Below are 18911 nucleotides of genomic sequence, written 5' to 3'. Positions count from 1 at the left end.
ATATAATGAGTAAAAACAAGTTATAATAACTTCATGGAAGGGAGGGTACAATGTTGAATAACAGCAAAATCACACAATATTGGCAAAAATTTTGTGAACGACAGGGAATATCGTCAGCAACAGCCTATTCTGCTTGGTCATATGGGGATAACCCAGCAATGGCAGATGAATTGTCTGAGTTAACGCGTTGTGGTCTTAAGACGGCTACAACATCTGCAGCTGATTTATATGAGCCAAACGAAGCGCGACCATACGTTGGTGAATATAATATAATTTTAGATGGACAGCAACAACCAGTCTGTATTACGGAAACGAAAGTTGTTGAGATAATGCCTTATAATTTAGTTTCAGCTGAGCATGCCTACCATGAGGGTGAGGGAGATCGTTCGTTAGCGTATTGGCGCCAAGTTCATGAAGCCTTTTTTAAAGCAGAATATGCTAGTGTCGGGCGTCGCTTTAATGAACAAATACCTTGTATTTGTGAAGTGTTTGAAGTCGTATATGTTTAAATAAAGAGGGGAAATAAAGGATGACACAAGAAATATTTAGCATGCAACAGTTTGATTTGACTGGAAAAGTCGCTATTATTACGGGTGGTGCTTCAGGATTGGGGCAATATTATACAAAGGCGCTTAGTACAGCTGGCGCAGATGTTTTAGTGATTTCACGTTCGCAAAAGGGGTGGGATGATATTAAAGCCCATGCTAAAGTAACAGGACATCGTGCTGAATTTTTAGCGATTGATATAACAGCAGATGAGGCAGCTGATAAAATTGTCGCTTATGCAACGACAGTTTTTGGTAAAATTGATATTTTAGTTAACAATGCTGGTATGACAATCCGTCATGAATGGGATGAATTTCCCAAAGAAGATTGGAATAAAGTTATTAATTTGAATTTAAATGCCCTATATTACTTATCACAAGCTGTTGCTAAAGTGATGGCAACACAAGAAAGTGGCAAGATTATTAATATTGCATCAATGCAAGCATATCGGGCAGGAAAATTCATTTATCCATACGCAGCCAGCAAGCATGGGGTTGTTGGGTTGACAAAGGCTTATGCAGATGCGTTAGCTGCGCATAACATTCAAGTCAATGCGATTGCACCAGGATATGTAAATACTGACATGACTAAACCATTGCAAGAAGACCCAGTACGTGGACCTGAAATTTTGAATCATATTCCAGCAGGTCATTGGGCAGATCCTTCTGAATTAATGGGAGTCGTAGTATTTTTGGCAAGTGACGCTGCTAGTTATGTGACAGGTGTTACACTACCAGTTGATGGTGGTTATCTACTACGTTAAAGTAAAGTAACTGTTTCTCATGAAAGTGGAGAGGACACATTCAATCAAGTATTTAATTATGGGGCAAAAATTAGATAAAATTAATGTGTATAAGGGCTAGTCAAAACTCCTGAAAGCGATTACAATTAATAATACCGTTTTGATTGTGAACGGTATTATTAATACTTTATTGATATTTTAATCGTTATCTTAAGGAGAAATTATTATGCCATTATTTTGGGTTTTCGTAGGCATTGTTTTATTGATTTTATTAATTGTCAAATTCAAACTAAACACCTATGTCTCATTGTTAGTGACAGCTGTATTTTTAGCACTTGTGTTGGGAATTCCGGTCGATAAAATTGGCCCAGCTATTGAAACAGGAATTGGTGGTCAGTTAGGCCATTTAGCAATTGTTTTTGGTCTTGGATCAATGATCGGAAAGTTGGTTTCTGATACTGGTGGTGGGTACAGAATTGCAAATACTTTGATTCAAAAATTTGGTCGCAAGCAAATTCAAATTGCCATCATTCTAGCTTCATTTATTGTTGGAATTGCACTATTCTTTGAAGTTGGTTTAGTTGTATTGCTACCAATTTTGTTTGTGATTGCCAGCGAGCTTAAAATTCCATTACTATACCTTGGTATTCCAATGGCTGCCACGCTGAATACAGCGCATGCATTCTTGCCACCTCATCCGGCACCAACAGCTGTTGCAGGGGTATTTAATGCAAGTATTGGTCAAGTTTTGCTACTTGGAATTATTGCAGCTATTCCAACTATTATTATCGCAGGACCTATTTTCAATATTGTTTTGAAAAAAGTATATCCAAGTGTTTATCATAAGGAAACACCAAACGTTTTTGGGGAATTCAAGACATTTAAGATTGAAGAAACACCAGGTTTTGGTATTAGTATCTTAACATCAATGATGCCTGTTATCTTGATTGGAATTGCGACAATTTTAGAACCATTCTTGTCTACTAAGTCAGTTATTGGTCAAACAATCACATTTATTGGTAGTCCAGATATTGCTATGTTATTGTCATTAATCTTTGCTGTATTCACAATGGGTGTGATGCGCCATGTTAAGATGACAGATATTGGTAATACTTTGACAGAATCAATTAAGCAAATTGCGATGATGCTACTAATCATTGGTGGTGGTGGTGCCTTGAAAGAGGTACTTATCGAAGGTGGTATTTCAGGTTATGTCTCAGCATTATTTGCTGGTACTTCAATGTCACCAATTATTGCTGCTTGGTTAATCACGGCTGTTTTGCGTGTTAGTCTAGGTTCTTCAACTGTTGCTGGAATTACAGCTGCTGGGTTGATTGCACCATTAGTTGCTTCATCAACTATTAACCCTGCTTTGATTGTCTTGGCAATTGGTGCTGGTTCAGTCTTTGCTGATCACGTTAATGATGCTGGTTTCTGGATGATCAAGGAGTACTTTGGCTTATCACTAAAGGAAACATTATTATCATGGACAACTTTGACTAGTGTGTTGGCAGTAGCTGGTTTAGGATCAGTGCTTGTTCTATCATTATTTGTTTAAATAAAAAAACCAGGATAGTTATCTATCCTGGTAATAAAAGCTTGGGAGCGACGTGATGTCAATCTTGAGCTTTTTGTTTTGCATTAATGTCTTTTGGTTTACCAACAGGTGCATCTTGTACACCTAAGATACTTAAAATGAATGCCACAATTGGAATACCAATGATTAATCCCCATGCACCTAACAAGTGTTCCATGACAATGATGGTTGCAAAGGTCAAAAAGATTGGTAACTCGGTACGATTAGCCATCAAACGTGGATGCAAAAAGTACGACTCAAACAAATGGATAACAGCAACTAAAGCCCAAACTTCAAACATACCCGTCCAACTCAAGGCAGCAAATGAAATAATGCTTAACGGAATTAATGAAATAATCACACCGGCAATTGGGATTAGACCTAAAATAAAAATCAATAAAGCCATCACCATAATACTTGGCACTTTAATCAAGCTCAAACCAATCACCATTAGGATTGTGTTAATAAAAGCAATCGTTAACTGCACCTCAATGACACTACCTAAAATGAGAATAAAAGTACTACTTAGATCGTAAACATGTTTGAAAAAAACAGGATATTCTGAGTTTAAAAACTTAGTGCCAAATTTTTGAAGCTTGGTCCATGAAATGGCACAAATAAAACTCAAAAAGATAGATAAGGCAATTTTTGATAGGACACCACTAATAGCCGTAATGGTATCTAAACCACTTGCCAATAGTGTTTGCCAATTTTTAGTCACTTCAGTTAACAAATCCAAATTCTGATATGTTTCGTCTAGATACTTTTTGACATCAGGAAAGTTTTGAATAAATTTCATCACTTCATCAGGAATAACCGCAAATTGTTCAATCAAGGTTGGCATGATAAAGGTAATCGACATTCCCAAAACAACTAAACAGACGATAAAGAAAAGTAAAACAGAAAAACCATAGGGGATTTTAGTCCATTGCTTAATTTTAGTAGCGCTTTTAATCGCTAAGTAACTAAAAATAATGGTTAAGAGGACAATGCTAATTAAATCTTTGATAACGTATAAAATAGCTAAAATAAAAATTAAAGCAATTAACTTTTGAACATCTACTCGTTTAAATAATGCTTTTAAATCGTTCACGTATGTACTCCTTAAATTTTTAATAACTATTTCTCATTATACGCATGTTTTAAAAAAATAACACGTGAGGAGGCATGTCGATAACTAATGGATTAAACGCATGAGAAAGAACATAAAAATTATTTGTTATCTAATTGTAAACAAAAAAATTAACGAATAGTAACGTTAAGAAAATAACACACTACGAAATTAAAACGTTTTATGCCAAACATTTTTAATTTCGTAGTGTGGTTTATTCGCTTTTTTATTTAATAAACAGGATAAAACCATGTAAAACGTTTTACTAATGTTATAAAAAACTAACAATAATAGATTGCACATGACGGCGTGACAAGCTATACTAGTCAAAGAAATTAACGATAAACGTTTTGTTAACCGAATTGTTAACCAAACGAATTAAGCAAATAGTGATGCATGAAAGTTGAGGAGAATGAAACATGGTTTCACGTCGTAATTTAGTAATTGGTGGAGTTGCAGTTGTTATTATAGCTGGTGTTGGTGCAACGGTACTGGGTAATAAGGACACAAGTACTGATAAAAAAGATTTTTCAGTTGCCATGGTAACTGATGTTGGCGGTGTGGATGATCGCTCATTCAACCAATCGGCCTGGAAAGGTGTTACTGATTGGGGTAAATCACATGATTTAACTAAAGGTAAAGACGGTTACAATTATTTTGCTTCAAAAACAAATGCTGATTTTGCACCTAACTTCCAACAAGGAGTTTCAGCTAACTATAATTTGCTAATTGGAGTTGGTTATGCAACAAATGATGCTTTGGTTGATTCAGCATCAAAAAATAAAAAGACTAACTATGTGTTGATTGATGATGTTGCGAAGAAACCATTGAAAAATGTGGCATCAATGATGTTTAAACAACACGAAGCATCATACTTAGCAGGTGTTGCTGCAGCAACAAAAGCACAAGAATTAGGTGACAATAAGGTTGGCTTTATTGGTGGTATGAGTTCAGCAACAATTAAAGCGTTCCAAGCAGGTTATACTGCAGGTGTTAAGTCTGTTGATCCAAATATGAAGGTTGATGTGCAATATATTGAATCATTTACGGACACGGCTAAATCAAAAACAATTGCTGATGCGATGTATACATCTGGTTCACATATTATTTTCCAAGCTGCTGGACCAGCTGGAAATTCAGTGTTTACAGCCGCTAAAGATATTGATACAAAACTACCTGCCAATGATAAAAACAAAGCCTGGGTAATTGGTGTGGATATGGATCAAAAAGATCAAGGTGCATACAAGGCTAAGAATGGTGATGCATCTAACTTAACCATGGCTTCAGCAGTTAAGAAAATTCCAAGTTCAATTGTTAAAATTGCCAACCAAGCAATGAAGGGTGATTTCCCTGGTGGTAAGACTGTTACATTTGGTTTGAAGAATAATGGTGTAGGATTAACAACAGCTAATTTGAATGATAAAGAAAAGCAAGCAGTTCAAAAAGCTGAAGATGCTGTAAAATCTGATGAAGTTAAGGTACCTAGTAAGGTAAATTAAGAACATTAGTCATAATAATTTGTCAAAAAAGCGGAACAAATTAATGTTCGGCTTTTTTGACTGTTAGTTAGCATATTATAAAAGTTATGTAACAAGAATATTAAAAGGCGAATTATTTTGTGTTGGATACTAGTAAAACGACTTGAATATATGTAAAATGACTCTTATATATTGAGTTTATGATCGGTAAGTTAGAAATTTTTTCAGGGAGAAAGAAAATATGGCAGATGAGCCAATTGTGCTTGAGATGCACAATATCGTGAAACAATTCGGTGAGTTTCGAGCAAATGATGACATTAACTTACAAGTAAGACGTGGTCAAATTCATGCCTTACTTGGTGAAAATGGTGCGGGTAAGTCAACTTTAATGAATCAGTTATCTGGTTTATTACAGCCCACTTCAGGTGATATTTTAATTAATGGTCAAAAAACAATTGTTGATAGTCCTGCAAAAGCAGCCGAATTAGGTATAGGGATGGTCCACCAACATTTTATGTTGATTGATGCTTTTACAGTAACTGAAAATATCGTGTTAGGGTCAGAGCCTGTTAACGGTATGAACCTAAATATCAAAAAAGCGACACAGGATATTAAAAATTTATCAGAACAATACGGCTTAGATGTCGATCCACAAGCCTTAGCTGGTGATATTTCAGTGGGGATGCAACAACGTGTTGAAATTTTAAAAACATTATATCGTGGCGCTGATATTTTGATTTTTGATGAGCCGACAGCAGTACTGACACCACAAGAAATTGATGAATTGATGAACATTATGCGTCATTTAGCAGCTGAAGGTAAATCAGTTATCTTGATTACACATAAATTAGATGAAATTAAAGCAGTTGCTGATCAAGTGACAGTTATTCGTCGTGGTAAATCAATTGATTCATTTCCAGTTGCTGGGGTGTCATCACAAGAATTGGCTGATATCATGGTTGGACGTTCCGTATCACTATATGATACAGCAAAAACACCGGCGAACCCTAAGAATACAGTAGTCTCATTAGAGCACCTAACAGTTAAAGATAGCCGTGGTATAGCAGCTGTTAAAGATTTAAGCCTTGATTTTAAAGCTGGTGAAGTTTTGGGAATTGCAGGGATTGACGGTAATGGACAATCTGAACTTATTTCAGCCATTACGGGCTTGATGCCAGTTACTTCTGGAAAAGTTGTGCTACACGGGAAAAATATTACAAATAAAAAGCCGCGTCAGATAACGGAAGCTGGCGTTGCTCATATTCCAGAGGACCGGCATCGTTTTGGCTTGGAATTAGACATGACTTTAGCTGAAAATATTGCCTTGCAAACATATTATAAACGACCACTTTCAAAAATGGGTGTTCTTGATTACAATGCCATTAATCAACATGCTCGTGATTTGATTGAGAAGTTTGATGTGCGTACGGTTAATGAATTAGTAACAGCTGGTTCATTGTCGGGTGGTAATCAGCAAAAAGCTATTATCGCTCGTGAATTAGATCGTGATGCAGATTTTGTGATAGCAGCGCAACCAACACGTGGGTTGGATGTCGGGGCCATTGAATATATTCATCAACAATTAATTAATCAACGTGATGCAGATAAAGCAGTCATGTTAGTGAGTTTTGAATTAGATGAAATTTTGAATGTTGCCGATCGTATTGCTGTTATTTCACACGGTGAAATAACAGGTATTGTGAACGCAAATGAAACTTCAAAAAATGAGTTAGGATTGTTAATGGCAGGGATGTCATTAGATCAAGCTCGGGCACAATTAGCAGGAGAATAATCTCGTGAATAAAATTAATTCATATAGTACAGGGCTCGTTGCCGGCTTAGCTGTCTTCTTTGGTTTGATAGTTGGTGCGGTGATTATGCTTATTTCAGGATTTAATCCAGTTACTGGGTATGTTAGTCTCGTTCAATCGGCCTTAGGATCTTCATTAAATATTGGTGAAGTCTTACGCGCAATGACCCCATTAATCTTGACGGCAGCTGGTTTTTTGGTTGCCCAATCAGCTGGGTTCTTTAACATTGGACTTTCTGGTCAAGTTTGGGTAGGTTGGATTGCATCAACTTGGTTTGTATTAGCTAATCAAGGTATGAATCCTTGGATTTTGATTCCAGCTGCTGTCATTATTGGTGCAGCAGGTGGAGCCGTAATGGGCTTTATTCCAGGTTGGTTACGTGCGCAATTTGGGGCTTCAGAAGTTATTACAACAATTATGTTAAATTATATTGTTTTGTATGGTGGTAATGCAGTTGTTCAAGGTTTGCCACAAAAATTGATGGCCACAACGGATATGACTAAAACATTATCGACAACGGATTCATTACGCTGGGATTTTTTGTCTAACTTAACAGGCGGGTCACGATTTAACATTGGGTTTATCATTGCAGTTGTCGCTTTATTTGGTATTTGGTTTGTGATGAAACGGACCACGTTAGGATTTGAAATTCAAGCTGTTGGTTTGAATCCGGATGCAGCTCGATATGCAGGTATGTCAGCTAAGCGTAATGCTATTATGGCAATGACTATTTCTGGTACATTAGCTGGCTTAGCTGGTGCAACTGAAGGCTTGGGAACTTATCTAAATATCTTCTCACAATCATCAGCACCACAAGTTGGTTATGATGGTATGGCCGTTGCATTGCTAGCATCGGGTTCATTTATAGGTATTTTGTTTGCCGCCTTTTTGTTTTCAGTTCTATCCGTTGGTGGTCTTGGAATGCCATTGGCTACCGGTGTACCAACTGAATTGGTTTCAGTTGTTACAGCAGCTATTATTTTCTTCATTGGTGCTAACTACTTAATTCGTTTAATTTTGGTTAAACTTGATGAAGACGATAGCAAATCAAAGCGTAAAAAAGATAAGAATAAAAAAACAACAAAACTTAACAAAAAGGAGGCCAAGTAATCATGAGTGTGGAAACGATTTTACAATTAGTGATTTCAAGTACATTGGTTTACTCAGCGCCGTTAATCTTTACTGCGCTAGGTGGAACTTTCTCAGAACGTTCAGGTATCGTTAACGTGGGACTTGAAGGAACCATGATTATGGGAGCCTTTGCTGGAGTTGTCTTTAATCTTAGTTTTGCTGATCAGTTTGGTAGCGCAACACCATGGTTGGGGTTGATTGCTGGTGCCGTTGTCGGCTTGGTGTTCTCGTTAATTCATGCTGTGGCAACTATTACATTACGTGCTGATCACATTGTGTCAGGTACGGTTATGAACTTGATGGCTCCTGCCTTGGGTGTCTACATTATTAAGTTGATGTATGGTAAGGGTCAAACATCAATGATTTCAGAAAACTTTGGTTATTGGAATGTTCCTGGGTTAAGCAAAATTCCATTCATTGGTCCAGTGTTGTTTACAAAAACATCATCAACAGCCTGGGTAGCAATTGCAATTGCTTTTGTTGCTTCATGGCTATTGTTTAAAACGCGTTTTGGATTACGTTTGCGTTCAGTGGGTGAAAATCCACAAGCATCTGATACTTTAGGGTTAAATGTTTATGCTTTGCGCTATTCAGGTGTCTTAATTTCAGGTATCTTAGGTGGTATTGGTGGTGCCTTGTTTGCACAATCAATTGCCGGTAATTTTTCAGCGTCAACCATTGTGGGGCAAGGTTACATGTCAATGGCCGCAATGATATTTGGGCGTTGGAATCCTGTTGGGGCTATGGCCGCAGCTTTGTTCTTCGGTTTCTCACAATCAATGGCCATCGTTGGCGCACAATTACCAGTTGTTAATCAAATTCCAGCTGTTTATCTACAAATTGCGCCTTATGTATTTACCGTGTTAATTTTGGTTATCTTCTTTGCTAAATCAAAGGCACCAGCTGCTGATGGTGTTAATTATATTAAGTCAGTTTAATGATTAATAGCTGTTTTGCGTTTTACAAAATAAGGCAAAAATATTAGTTTAAATAGTTATGTTTGAGGCCACTAAATTCTTATTGAATTTGGTGGCCTTTAGTACAGGCCGTTTATTGTTATAATAGGATTGGTAATAATAAATAATTAAGAGGGTGGAAAATATGATAACAACCATTGCATTAGATTTAGATAATACCTTATTGAACGCTAATAAAGAGATTTCAAGTGAAAATGAACGGGTTTTAAAACAGCTGCATCATGATGGTAAGCGGATTGTTTTATGTACTGGTCGGCCAATCCAAGGAATTCAAAAATTATTAAAACAACTGGCATTATTTGAAGCAGGAGATTATGCAATTACTTTTAATGATGGTTTGGTACAACATAATCAAACGCAAACTGTTTTAGATCAAACAACTTTAAATAAAACAAATGTTGCTGCTTTGTATGCTGATGCACAAGTAAGAAATTACCCACTTGATGTTATTGGGCCGGATCAGGTGTATTCATTGACAGCATTAGGTAAATCTGATTATGAAGATTTTATGGGCAATGCATTGAATTTTTCAGATGTCACATTTGACGAATTACCAGATAATCAAAATTTTGGTAAAGTGGTATGCTCAGCGCCGGCTGATAAGATAAAGGAAGTACGCGCAGGTTTGCCAGGGGCTTTAACTGATATGTTACATATTGTCCCTTCACGTCCAGAATTATTAGAATTTTTACCAAAGGATGTTAACAAGGCGCGAGGATTGACGCAACTAATGGCTCATTTTGATGAATCACTTGAAAATGTAATGGCATTTGGGGATGAAGAAAATGACTATGAGATGATTGAACAAGTTGGTGTCGGTGTTGCGATGGGGAACGCGATTCCTAAAATAAAGAAAGTCGCCACAGCTGAAACGCTAAGTAACACTGAAGACGGAGTTGCAGCATATTTAAAGTCATACTTTAATCTAGATTAAAAAAATAAGCCACCTTAATTTTAAATTAGGGTGGCTTATTTAGTATATTTAATTAGTTGTCATCTGTTTTACAATATTTTCAAGGTGAACACCGTGTGATCCTTTCAACATGATCATATCGTTAGCAGAAAGATCATTTAATAAATCTTTTAGTAGTGTTTCTTGGTCGTCGATAGCATAACGTTTAACACTACCAGCTGGATAGATGTCACGTAAGACATCTTCTAATGGTGCAATTTCTTCGCCGACAAGATAAACACGTTGAATTTTATCAGGATCTAAACTATCAGCGACGCTAGCATGTAAAGCTGCTGAAGCTTCGCCAAGTTGTAACATGTCACCAATTACGGCAAATCGGTGACCAGTAGTTGGAACTTCAGCAAAGAAATTCAAGACTTCTTTAGCTGCAGTTGGATTAGAATTATAAACATCAGATAGAATTTTGCCGCCAAAATTACCAACTAACCATTCAGTACGGTTTTCAGTAATCGGTGCATCTAATAGGGCAGTTGCAATTTGTTCATCAGTAATATTTAATAGATGACCAACACTAATAGCGGCTAAAGCATTGGCAACGTTGTATTTACCAGTTAATGGAATTGTAAAACGTTGTGTGCTTTGATTTGTGACGAAACTAGCCTGTAAAGGGGTCATTTCAATTTCACTAGCGAATAGGTCGTTGCTATTTGTTAAACCGAATGAATCATAATTTAGCGTAGCGTGTTGTGCAACGCGTTCATTAAGCAAGGGCTCGTCACCGTTAAAGACTAAATGACTATTTTTCTTCAAGCCGTTAATGATTTCCATCTTTCCGTCAGCAATACGCGCACGTGTCTTGAAAAATTCAATGTGCGCTTCACCAATCATGGTCAATAAAGCGATATCAGGTTCAACAAGCTTTGATAGAAAATCTAAATCACCAGGGTGATCCATACCAATTTCGATGACTAATAGTTCAGTATCATTTGGCATTGATAAAATTGTTTGCGGAACCCCAATTTCATTATTGAAATTAGCTGGTGTTTTAACAGTACGATACTTTTTTTGACCAATTGCAGCGATAAAATCTTTGGTAGTTGTTTTACCATTTGAACCAGAAACGGCGACAACTTTAGGGTTAACCTGGTTAAGGTAGTAATTGGCTAATTGTTGATAGGCTGCCAAAGTATCTGGGACAATAATGACAGGAATATCAGTTGGCACATCAGGATGGTCAGCCTGCCAAAGTGCAACACTAGCACCGTTTTTTTTAGCTGAGGCAATATAGTTATGGCCATCATTGTCAGCAACCAAGGGAACGAATAAGCTGTTTTGCGTTGCTTGGCGTGAGTCAAAAGTTGTGTTAGTAATAAATACATCAGCTTTATTTTGAATAGGCGCATTTAAAATGGTAGCCATTTCGTTAAGTTTTAATTTCATTTTTTTCAGTCCTTTAGATGTTTTTTGTTAATTATCATTTTACTATGTTCGCAAACAGCCGGCAATCAAAGTGAATGGATGCGGATTTTGCAAGATTTTTTTTTGCGTATGGTTTATACTATTAAAGATAGTATTTAGAAATTTGGACGAGCTTGCTCGATACAAAACAAGAGGTGAAATTCATGGCCAAAGAAATCGGCGTTGATTTAGGAACGGCAAATGTGCTGATTTATGTTGATGGAGAGGGAATCATTTTAAATGAACCATCTGTGGTGGCAATTGATACGAAAACAGAAAAAATTCTAGCAGTTGGGACGGAGGCTTATCAAATGGTGGGCCGTACGCCAGGTAATATTCGAGCCGTTCGTCCATTAAAAGATGGTGTTATTTCTGATTTTGATATGACTGAAGCGATGCTGTCACGGTTTATGTCAAAATTAAATGTTAAAGGCATCATGGCACGACCAAATATCATGGTCTGTGCGCCAACTAATATCACAAGTATTGAACGTAAAGCAATTATGGGTGCTGCTGAAAAGTCTGGCGGTGGTAAAGTTTATTTAGAATATGAGCCAAAAGTTGCTGCAGTTGGCGCTGGGTTAGATATTTTTTCACCCATTGCATCGATGGTTATCGATATGGGTGGTGGTACAACGGATATTGCAGTTTTGTCACTTGGCGATATTGTAACATCAGAGTCAATTCGCGTTGCTGGTGACAAAATGAACACTGATATTACAATGATGGTTAAAAATGATCATGGTTTACAGATTGGTGAACGTACTGCTGAACAAATTAAAATTCAAATTGGTACGGCTAATCCATTGGATGAACCGGAAAAAATGGATGTTCGTGGTCGTGATGCCTTTACGGGGATGCCGCGAACAATTACGTTAGATGCCAATGAAGTTGAGCTAGCAATGCATGATACTTTATCATTAATTGTTGATGCTGCTCATGAAGTGTTATCGCGTATTCAACCTGAATTAGCATCTGATATCATTGATCGTGGTATTGTGTTAACAGGTGGTGGTGCCTTGCTACGAGGTGTTGATAACTTAATTGCCCAACACCTAGGGGTACCCGTAATGATCTCTGACAAACCGTTGGATAATGTTGCTAAAGGAGCAGGTAAGCTTCTTGCGCATATGCATGCAAAATAAGGAAGGTAAAATATGGCGCGTAAAAATAAACCAGTTGCTGTTGAAATAAATGAACTTGATGATAGTGTTTCGCAAATCATCATTAACAAAGTGATCTTGGGGACTGTTGATGAAAAAGATTCGCCGCTTGTGGTAACTTTTGCTGATGGTCACACACAAACAGCAGATAATTTTGATAACGCAGTTGCTAGTCTGCTTGCTGAATATAATTTACATCATTAATATAATGAACCAATAAAAAGGGGGAAACATGCTTAAACGTTTTTTCTCAAAAGATGGTGGTGAAATTGATTGGTCAATCATCTTTGTTGTCATGATGTTAGCGCTGATTGGCTTGGCTTCATTGTATGTCGCAGGGACACATGATGCAGGTGTTAATGTAATTAGGATGGTTGTTTTGCAATTAGCCTATTATATTGTTGGTATCATTGGCGTTGCTATTTTAATGCAATTTGATTCAGAGCAATTATGGCGAATTGCGCCATACGCTTTTGGAGTCGGAATGCTGTTGATGGTAGCTGTCTTGTTCTTTTATTCGAAAGCTTATTACGAGAGTACTGGTGGTAAGTGGTTTGCAATTGGACCAGTAACATTCCAACCAGCTGAGATAATGAAACCAGCTTTCATTATCATGCTAGCACGTGTTATTACTGATCATAATATTGCTAATCCGACACATACAATGAAATCAGACTGGCGTTTACTATTAAAAATCATGTTGTGGACAGTGCCCGTATTGATTGTTAATGGTAGCGATTTTGGAACTAATTTAGTCTTTATTGCAGTTGTTTTTGGTATGACGTTGGTGTCTGGTCTATCATGGTTAATTCTGGGACCAATTATTGCTTTTGTTGGGGCGCTAGGTTCGGTTGCTATTTTGTTAGTGACACAAACTTGGGGTCGTCATATGCTAGAAAATATTGGGTTTAAGGCTTATCAATTTACACGTATTGATGCCTGGTTAAATCCACAAAATGATACGTCTAATGGGGCTTACCAATTGTGGCAATCAATTAAAGCGATTGGGTCTGGTGGTATTACGGGTACAGGATTTAATGTGTCACATGTTGATGTACCAGTACGCGAATCTGATATGATTTTTTCGGTTATTGGTGAAAACTTTGGCTTTGTTGGGGGCGTGTTGTTGCTTATCTTGTACTTCTTGTTGATATACCAAATTATTCAAGTTGTCTTTGATTCATCGAACCAATTTTATGCTTACATTGCAACTGGTGTTGTGATGATGCTATTGTTCCATATCTTTGAAAATATTGGTATGAACATTGGGCTAGTACCATTAACAGGAATTCCATTGCCGTTTATCTCACAAGGTGGTTCGGCATTAATTGGTAATATGATTGGTATTGGTTTGATTATGTCAATGCGCTATCATAATAAATCATTTTCATTGTCTGAACGTGAAGGCTTTTCATAATAATAAGTGAGTTAAAGTGGTTGCTATTTAAACGCTTTAACTCACTTTTCTTTTGCAATAATAGGGGCTATGTTATGATAAAAAATAACGAAAGTAATAAAGGAGTATAGTATGCTTACAATTGGATTTATTGGTGCAGGTAATATAGCACAAGCTATGATACAAGGATGGTCTGGTAATCCTGAAGTGCAATTAACTGTATATTCACCAAATTCTGGTAAAAAAGTCGCAAATGAGTTGGGAATTACGGCTGAAGATTCGGCGATGGCAGTCTGGCTAAAATCAGATTTAGTGGTTTTAGCAACACCAGCAGACCAATTAGCAGCAACAGCTAAAACGTTGCAACCAGCTATTTTAATGAAACCTAGTGTGATTGTCGCATCTGTTTTAGGTGGCATTTCCTTAGCACAGTTGCATGAAGCGTTAGGTGCACAGTTAATTATTACGCGTGCTCTACCAAATGTTAATGTCGCTGTTAAGTATGGGTATACTGCATTAGCTTTTGATAAAGACACGGATCCTGATATTAAGGGGGCTGTGGCCGCACTCTTTTTGGAATTTGGCCGTACTGATGAGTTGGCTGAAGAAAACTTTGGTGCTGCTAGCGCAGTAGCTGGCTCTGGTCCAGCATTTGTGGCTGCATTTACTGAATCACTTAAGCAAGCAGCAATAAAAAATGGCTTAACTGAAGAAATTGCTGCACGTTTAGCTGAACAAACAGTTGCTGGAACTGCCCGTCATATGATCCAAGCAAAAAAGACGCCACTGACACTTGCTAATGAAGTTATGACGCCTGGTGGTTCAACTGCAGCAGGCTATGATGTCTTACAAAAAGGTGATTTAAATCAACTTGTATTGGACACAATTGCTGCTACAATGGCAAAAAATGCTGAGTTTGAATAAAAAATAAAAAAAGGCTTGCAATACATCTTTTAAACTGGTATTATTATTTATGTTGTTGAGGCAACGTAATAATAATGGCTCATTGGTCAAGCGGTTAAGACTCCGGTTTTTCACACCGGCATCCAGGGTTCAACTCCCTGATGAGCTATCAGTTAAGAGGACTAACATTAAATTTGTTAGTCCTTTTTTTATGCCTTAGAAAGACAATCAAGCTTGCAGAGACTATGCTAAAATAGGTCATATATGATTATTAGTCATAAATGATAGGGGGATAATAGATTTATGGTAGCAGGACAACGTTTGGTAGATATATTTCAACCAACACATTATGATATTTATTTAGATATTAATCGGGTGACAAAAGATATTTCAGGTAAGGTAGCAATTAAAGGGAATGCTAAGCAGACAGAAATTTTGTTACACCAAAAATTTATGACAGTACAACGAGTTATGATTGATGATCAAGTTGTGAACGCGACAGTTGATGATGATAGTGAAACCATAGCGTTTACAGCACCACATACTGGCGAAATGACGATTTACGTTGATTATACAGCACCATTAACTGATACGATGATGGGCATTTATCCCTCATACTATCAAATTAATGGTGAAAAGAAACAATTAATTGGCACACAGTTTGAGACGACAGCTGCTCGTCAAGCATTTCCAAGTATTGACGAACCAGCTGCTAAAGCGACTTTTTCACTCGCAATTAAGTATGATGAACAAGCTGGCGAAACGATTATTGCCAATATGCCGGAAGAAAAAGTAATCGATGGTGTGCATTATTTCGCTGAGACAGTGAAAATGTCAACTTATTTGGTTGCTTTTGCCTTTGGTGATATGCAAAGTAAATTGACCCAAACTAAGAGTGGTGTCCAAGTAGGCGTTTTTTCAACGAAGGCACATCAAGCATCTGAATTAAATTTTGCGTTAGATATTGCTAAACGCGCAATTGAATTTTTTGAAGATTATTATCAAACACCCTATCCGTTACCACATTCTTGGCAACTAGCTTTGCCTGATTTTTCGGCAGGTGCAATGGAAAACTGGGGGTTAGTGACGTATCGTGAAGCATACTTGGCACTTGATGAGAACAATGCTTCATTAGAAATGAAGCAACGGGTTGCGACTGTTATTGCTCATGAATTGGCCCACCAATGGTTTGGTGATTTGGTAACAATGCAATGGTGGGATGATCTATGGTTGAACGAAAGTTTTGCTAATATGATGGAATATGTTGCTATTGATGCATTAGAACCTGACTGGCATATTTGGGAATTGTTCCAAACATCAGAAGCGGCATCAGCGCTCCAGCGTGATGCGACTGATGGGGTTCAATCTGTCCATGTCCAAGTTGAAGAGCCAGCAGAAATAGATGCCATTTTTGATGGTGCAATCGTGTATGCAAAAGGATCACGGATGTTGGTAATGGTCCGTGCTTTGATTGGTGATGATGCTTTACGTCGTGGTTTAAAGGCATATTTTGAAGCGCATCAATATGGTAATGCACGGGGTGCCGACTTATGGGCAGCTCTTGGTCAAGCAGCTGGTATCGATTTGACTACAATGATGAATACTTGGTTGGAACAACCAGGCTACCCAGTGTTAACAGTTGAAGTGGTTGACGGTCAATTACAAGTAAGACAACAACAATTCTTTATTGGTAATGGTGTTGATCAAGCACGTCAATGGCAAATTCCATTGAATAGTAACTATGCAGCTGTACAAGAATTAATGGTGACAAACAAGTTGGTCTTAGGTGACTACAAGACAATGCGCCAGAATGCTGGCACACCATTCCGCTTGAATGTTGGTAATACGGCACACTTTATTGTTAATTATGAACCAGATTTGTTACAGGAAATTTTGTCTGATATTGATAACTTAGATGCGATTACACAGTTGCAGCTATTACAGGATTTGCGTCTGCTTGCTGAAGGACGTCAAATTTCATATGCGGTCATTGTACCATTGTTACGCAGCTTTGCTAATAGTCACTCGGGTGTCGTTAATACGGCATTATATCAGGTCGTTAATAATCTGAAAAAGTTCGTCACAGCTGATACAAAGGCCGAAAGTCAATTACAGCAATTAGTCAATCAATTAAGTGTCAATCAATTTACACGTTTAGGATGGCAAGGTCAGTCTGATGAAGCAGTCGCTAATCAAGTGAGTCGACCAGTTATTGTGAACGCTTCTTTATATGCACAAAATGAAGTCGCTATTAGTTCAGCTCATGAATTAGTTATGACAAATCGTGCAGCATTGGTTGCTTTACCGGCCGATGTCCGTGCTGATATTCTAGCTAATGAAGTTAAGCGTTATGGTAACCGTGCTTTGTTTGATCAATTATTATCAGATTATCAAACAACGTCTGACGGTGGATATCAACGTGATATTATGACAGCTTTGACAAAGACTAAGGATGTTGACCTGATTAAAGAAATCATCACTTCTTTCAAAAATAGTGATGTGATTAAACCACAAGATCTCCGGGGATGGTACAGTGGTATCCTAAACAATGATCAAGGGCAACAATTAGCTTGGGACTGGTTGCGTGATGAATGGGCATGGTTGGAAAAGACGGTTGGTGGTGATATGGAATTTACAACGTATATTACGGTGACCGCAGCTGTATTCAAGACAGCAAAAAGGCTGGCCGAATTTAAAGATTTCTTTGAACCAAAGTTAGATACACCAGGATTAGGGCGTGAAATCACAATGGATGTGAATGTTATTGCGGGTCGTGTGGCCTTAATTACTGATGAAAAAACAGCCGTACACCAAGCAATTAGTAAAGAAGCATAATTAACAAGGAGAAGTTAATATGACGCGTTTATTTGTAAGTGATTTAGATCAAACATTTTTGGATGGCAAACGTCATTTTAATAAGCCACGATTTGAGGCTCTTTTAGATAAGTTAACAGCAAATGGTGATCAATTTGCGATTGCAACTGGTCGTGATGAAAAGTGGGTTAAAAATAAATTTGGCAAACTAGCTAATCGCGTTCATTTGGTAACGGGTAATGGGGCAACCTGGCGAGTTAATGGTTCTGATACATTGCATGAGCAAAATATTGATACGGCGGTATTGCCAAAATTGGAGTCGTTGTTATTGAGACCAGAATTTTCGGCTATCCGCGTGATTGCTTTTTCGGCTAATAATATGTATAAATTAGCTGGATTAGAAGATGATATTGACGGCATTAAATCAGATGTTACCCAAACTTATCCAAATATTATTGTCGTTGATCATTTAGCAGATATTACAGAACCGCTAGTCAGTGTAACGGGTGCATTTTCATCAGCGAATGCACAAGCGGTTATTGACGTTGTTGACGATAATCGTCTACCACTACATGTGACGACTTCTGGTTATGGCACTGTCGATATTTTGGCGGATGGCGTTAATAAGGCAACCAGTTTGGCTAAACTGATTAAACAAATCGATATTAACCCTGCAGATTTGATCGTTTTTGGGGATGGGATGAATGATTTGGAAATGATGCAGCTTGCAGGTCAAACTTACATTATGCCAAATTCTGATGAACGACTATTCGGTCGCGGCTATCATGTTGTTACAAATGATAATGAGCACGATGGCGTATTAGCTGAAATTGAAAAAATCATAGCATAATAAAAAGATGTGTTGTCTAAGCTTAATAGATAACACATCTTT

Annotated in this window: 16 protein-coding genes and 1 tRNA gene; 15 read left to right on the top strand and 2 right to left on the bottom strand. The window is 37.5% G+C overall.

Annotated features, from left to right (window positions below; genetic code table 11):
• Positions 1-50 precede the first annotated feature (50 nt).
• The 3 genes from FFM55_RS02870 (at position 51) to FFM55_RS02860 (ending at position 2846) form a co-directional block, all read left to right on the top strand.
• Positions 51-509 carry an ASCH domain-containing protein gene (locus FFM55_RS02870; protein ID WP_042492918.1) on the top strand — a complete coding sequence of 153 codons (459 nt, stop codon included), beginning with the start codon at positions 51-53 and terminating at the stop codon, positions 507-509.
• A gap of 20 nt (positions 510-529) precedes the next feature.
• On the top strand, positions 530-1309 hold the full coding sequence (locus FFM55_RS02865; RefSeq protein WP_042492917.1) for a glucose 1-dehydrogenase: 780 nt from the start codon (positions 530-532) through the stop codon (positions 1307-1309).
• A 205-nt stretch (positions 1310-1514) separates the two neighbouring features.
• Positions 1515-2846, top strand: coding sequence for a gluconate:H+ symporter (locus FFM55_RS02860; protein WP_137600465.1), 1332 nt, complete (start codon positions 1515-1517; stop codon positions 2844-2846).
• Positions 2847-2904: 58 nt separating this feature from the next.
• Here the strand turns inward: FFM55_RS02860 and FFM55_RS02855 are convergent, their stop codons facing one another.
• Complete coding sequence (locus tag FFM55_RS02855) at positions 2905-3957, bottom strand: AI-2E family transporter (protein WP_042492915.1); 1053 nt, start codon at positions 3955-3957, stop codon at positions 2905-2907.
• A gap of 437 nt (positions 3958-4394) precedes the next feature.
• Here FFM55_RS02855 and FFM55_RS02850 point away from each other — a divergent pair, with 437 nt between their 5' ends.
• The 5 genes from FFM55_RS02850 (at position 4395) to FFM55_RS02830 (ending at position 10306) form a co-directional block, all read left to right on the top strand.
• Positions 4395-5474 carry a BMP family lipoprotein gene (locus tag FFM55_RS02850; RefSeq protein ID WP_042492914.1) on the top strand — a complete coding sequence of 360 codons (1080 nt, stop codon included), beginning with the start codon at positions 4395-4397 and terminating at the stop codon, positions 5472-5474.
• A 220-nt stretch (positions 5475-5694) separates the two neighbouring features.
• Positions 5695-7245: an ABC transporter ATP-binding protein gene (locus FFM55_RS02845; protein WP_042492913.1), complete on the top strand. Its 1551-nt coding sequence runs from the start codon at positions 5695-5697 to the stop codon at positions 7243-7245.
• Positions 7246-7249: 4 nt separating this feature from the next.
• Entirely contained in the window at positions 7250-8374 is a 1125-nt protein-coding gene (locus tag FFM55_RS02840; RefSeq protein ID WP_042492912.1) for an ABC transporter permease, read from the top strand.
• 2 nt (positions 8375-8376) lie between these two features.
• A complete protein-coding gene (locus FFM55_RS02835) occupies positions 8377-9333 on the top strand; it encodes an ABC transporter permease (protein WP_042492911.1) in 957 nt (318 codons plus the stop codon).
• A 163-nt stretch (positions 9334-9496) separates the two neighbouring features.
• Entirely contained in the window at positions 9497-10306 is an 810-nt protein-coding gene (locus FFM55_RS02830; protein ID WP_137600464.1) for a Cof-type HAD-IIB family hydrolase, read from the top strand.
• 48 nt (positions 10307-10354) lie between these two features.
• On the opposite strand, the gene FFM55_RS02825 is transcribed toward FFM55_RS02830, so the two are convergent.
• Positions 10355-11725: a UDP-N-acetylmuramoyl-tripeptide--D-alanyl-D-alanine ligase gene (locus FFM55_RS02825; protein ID WP_137600463.1), complete on the bottom strand. Its 1371-nt coding sequence runs from the start codon at positions 11723-11725 to the stop codon at positions 10355-10357.
• A 182-nt stretch (positions 11726-11907) separates the two neighbouring features.
• On the opposite strand from FFM55_RS02825, the gene FFM55_RS02820 reads away from it, so the two are divergent.
• From FFM55_RS02820 to FFM55_RS02790, 7 genes are all read left to right on the top strand, one after another.
• The gene (locus FFM55_RS02820; protein WP_042492908.1) at positions 11908-12888 is read left to right on the top strand and encodes a rod shape-determining protein; all 981 of its coding nucleotides are present in this window, start codon (positions 11908-11910) and stop codon (positions 12886-12888) included.
• A gap of 12 nt (positions 12889-12900) precedes the next feature.
• The gene (locus FFM55_RS02815) at positions 12901-13110 is read left to right on the top strand and encodes a DUF2969 family protein (protein ID WP_042492907.1); all 210 of its coding nucleotides are present in this window, start codon (positions 12901-12903) and stop codon (positions 13108-13110) included.
• A 28-nt stretch (positions 13111-13138) separates the two neighbouring features.
• The gene (locus FFM55_RS02810; protein WP_042492906.1) at positions 13139-14323 is read left to right on the top strand and encodes an FtsW/RodA/SpoVE family cell cycle protein; all 1185 of its coding nucleotides are present in this window, start codon (positions 13139-13141) and stop codon (positions 14321-14323) included.
• Between the two features lie 111 nt (positions 14324-14434).
• Positions 14435-15226: a pyrroline-5-carboxylate reductase family protein gene (locus tag FFM55_RS02805; protein ID WP_137600462.1), complete on the top strand. Its 792-nt coding sequence runs from the start codon at positions 14435-14437 to the stop codon at positions 15224-15226.
• 76 nt (positions 15227-15302) lie between these two features.
• Positions 15303-15374 (top strand) — tRNA-Glu (locus FFM55_RS02800).
• Between the two features lie 134 nt (positions 15375-15508).
• Complete coding sequence (locus tag FFM55_RS02795) at positions 15509-18040, top strand: M1 family metallopeptidase (protein WP_042492904.1); 2532 nt, start codon at positions 15509-15511, stop codon at positions 18038-18040.
• A gap of 19 nt (positions 18041-18059) precedes the next feature.
• On the top strand, positions 18060-18869 hold the full coding sequence (locus FFM55_RS02790) for an HAD-IIB family hydrolase (protein WP_042492903.1): 810 nt from the start codon (positions 18060-18062) through the stop codon (positions 18867-18869).
• Positions 18870-18911: the final 42 nt, after the last annotated feature.

This window comes from Weissella sagaensis, assembly GCF_005405285.1.
In the GTDB taxonomy this organism is placed as follows: domain Bacteria; phylum Bacillota; class Bacilli; order Lactobacillales; family Lactobacillaceae; genus Weissella; species Weissella sagaensis.
The sequence above is the reverse complement of the archived record's forward strand: the minus strand, read 5'-3'. Positions and strand labels throughout refer to the sequence as shown.

Bases quoted from the DNA above. Each gene is read 5' to 3' on its own strand.
- FFM55_RS02820 (WP_042492908.1), top strand. From the start codon at position 11,908: ATGGCCAAAGAAATCGGCGTTGATTTAGGAACGGCAAATGTGCTGATT.
- FFM55_RS02830 (WP_137600464.1), top strand. From the start codon at position 9,497: ATGATAACAACCATTGCATTAGATTTAGATAATACCTTATTGAACGCT.
- FFM55_RS02850 (WP_042492914.1), top strand. From the start codon at position 4,395: ATGGTTTCACGTCGTAATTTAGTAATTGGTGGAGTTGCAGTTGTTATT.
- FFM55_RS02845 (WP_042492913.1), top strand. From the start codon at position 5,695: ATGGCAGATGAGCCAATTGTGCTTGAGATGCACAATATCGTGAAACAA.
- FFM55_RS02825 (WP_137600463.1), bottom strand. From the start codon at position 11,725: ATGAAATTAAAACTTAACGAAATGGCTACCATTTTAAATGCGCCTATT.
- FFM55_RS02860 (WP_137600465.1), top strand. From the start codon at position 1,515: ATGCCATTATTTTGGGTTTTCGTAGGCATTGTTTTATTGATTTTATTA.
- FFM55_RS02870 (WP_042492918.1), top strand. From the start codon at position 51: ATGTTGAATAACAGCAAAATCACACAATATTGGCAAAAATTTTGTGAA.
- FFM55_RS02815 (WP_042492907.1), top strand. From the start codon at position 12,901: ATGGCGCGTAAAAATAAACCAGTTGCTGTTGAAATAAATGAACTTGAT.
- FFM55_RS02790 (WP_042492903.1), top strand. From the start codon at position 18,060: ATGACGCGTTTATTTGTAAGTGATTTAGATCAAACATTTTTGGATGGC.
- FFM55_RS02795 (WP_042492904.1), top strand. From the start codon at position 15,509: ATGGTAGCAGGACAACGTTTGGTAGATATATTTCAACCAACACATTAT.
- FFM55_RS02835 (WP_042492911.1), top strand. From the start codon at position 8,377: ATGAGTGTGGAAACGATTTTACAATTAGTGATTTCAAGTACATTGGTT.
- FFM55_RS02805 (WP_137600462.1), top strand. From the start codon at position 14,435: ATGCTTACAATTGGATTTATTGGTGCAGGTAATATAGCACAAGCTATG.
- FFM55_RS02865 (WP_042492917.1), top strand. From the start codon at position 530: ATGACACAAGAAATATTTAGCATGCAACAGTTTGATTTGACTGGAAAA.
- FFM55_RS02810 (WP_042492906.1), top strand. From the start codon at position 13,139: ATGCTTAAACGTTTTTTCTCAAAAGATGGTGGTGAAATTGATTGGTCA.